We start from the raw sequence: 1,476 nt of genomic DNA, 5'->3' as shown, positions 1-1,476 counted from the left end.
GCTCGCCGACCGCCGGGTCTCGGTGGTCGCGGTCGACGGTGACCACCAGCTCGGCGGGGCTGACTGGGACGAGAAGATCGCGCTCCACCTGTCCCGGCAGTTCCTGGACGCCTATCCCGACGCCGAGGACCCGCTCGACGACTCCGAGGCCGCCCAGGCGCTGCTGCTCACGGCCGAACGGGCCAAGCGCGAGCTCAGCGACCGGGCGGAGACGACGGTCGGGGTGGAGCACGACGGGCACGCGCTGACGGTGCCGTTCTCCCGGAACGACCTTGAGCGTCTGACCTCCGGTCTGCTGGAGCGGACAGTGACGTTGGCCCGGTCGGTCCTGGCTGCGGCCAGGACCCGGGGGGTCACCCAGCTGGACCGGGTGCTGCTCGTCGGGGGGTCGTCCAGGATGCCGGCGGTGGCCCGCCGGTTGGCTGCCGAGCTCGGTGTACCGGTCGAGCTGCGCGACCCCGATCTTGCGGTTGCCAAGGGCGCTGCCCTCTACGGGGAGAAGAAGGCCATCGAGCGGCTGGTCCTCGCCGACCTGGTGTCCCGGGGGCAGATTCTCGACGGCGCCCAGCCCGACGCCGCCGCGCCCGAGGACCTCGCCGCCGCCTGCCGGCGCCTTGCGGCGGCTTTCGGGCTCACCGCGGAGCGGGTCCGCCGCACCGTCGAGGTGCAGGTGGTCAACGTGGTCTCCCGCGGGTTCGGGGTGCTCGCGCTCGACCGCTTCGGCGAGCGTTCCGCGGTGTTCCTCGTCCACCGCAACGACCGGCTGCCCGTGGCGGTCAGGCGCAGTTTCGGCACCGTTCGTGATGATCAAGATGTTGTGACGGTGCACGTGGTGGAACAGGGCGGTGGCGTCGAGTCGACGCGGATCGACGACGTTAAGATCATTGCGCAGGCGGACATCACCGGGATCCCACCGGGCTTCCCGGCCGGGACACCCATCGAGATCACGTTCCGGATGGGCTTCGACGGCATCCTGGAGGTGACCGCGTTGCACGAGGGACTGGCCGACCAGCCCCTGACCGTGCGGGTGGAGACCAGCGCGGCGCTCAGCCAGGCCGATGTCGCCCGGGAACGGGACGCGGTGGCACGGCTGCGCCGTCGGGAAGGCTGAGAAGGCGTGGAGGAGTTCCGGCCGAACGACTACCGCAAGCGTGTCCTCGCCGCCGTCCAGGCCCGCGGTGGGATCGGGCAGTCCGACCCCTTCGAGGTGTACGACATCCCGCTGGCGGAGGTCGACAGGCTCGCCGACGCCGACGTCGCCGCCCGGGTCGACCAGGTGTGGGCCTTCTGGCAGAAGTCCCGGGATCATCCCAAGTACCGGGGCCTGGTGCTCGCCCTGCTGGCAGCGCACGACCAGGTCGGCCCGGAGCTGCTCAGCGCACAGCGTCGGAGCCTGTTGGCCGAGCGGGTCCGCCGCGACCGCGACACTCGGGACGGGCAGCGCTTCGCCGATCTCGACGCTGCCGTGGCCCGGCT

1 protein-coding gene and 1 pseudogene are annotated in these 1,476 nt (G+C 71.8%); both read left to right on the top strand.

What is annotated here, in order from left to right; all coding sequences use genetic code 11:
• The coding region (locus DD1DGNOD_RS29955; protein WP_241255884.1) for an Hsp70 family protein at window positions 1–1,111 on the top strand (1,111 nt) is incomplete at its 5' end.
• A gap of 6 nt (window positions 1,112–1,117) precedes the next feature.
• Window positions 1,118–1,476, top strand: a pseudogene (locus DD1DGNOD_RS29950) (hypothetical protein); the annotation flags it as partial.

This window comes from Candidatus Protofrankia californiensis (genome assembly GCF_900634765.1).
Taxonomy (GTDB): domain Bacteria; phylum Actinomycetota; class Actinomycetes; order Frankiales; family Frankiaceae; genus Protofrankia; species Protofrankia californiensis.
This window is presented reverse-complemented; position numbering and strand designations above follow the sequence as displayed.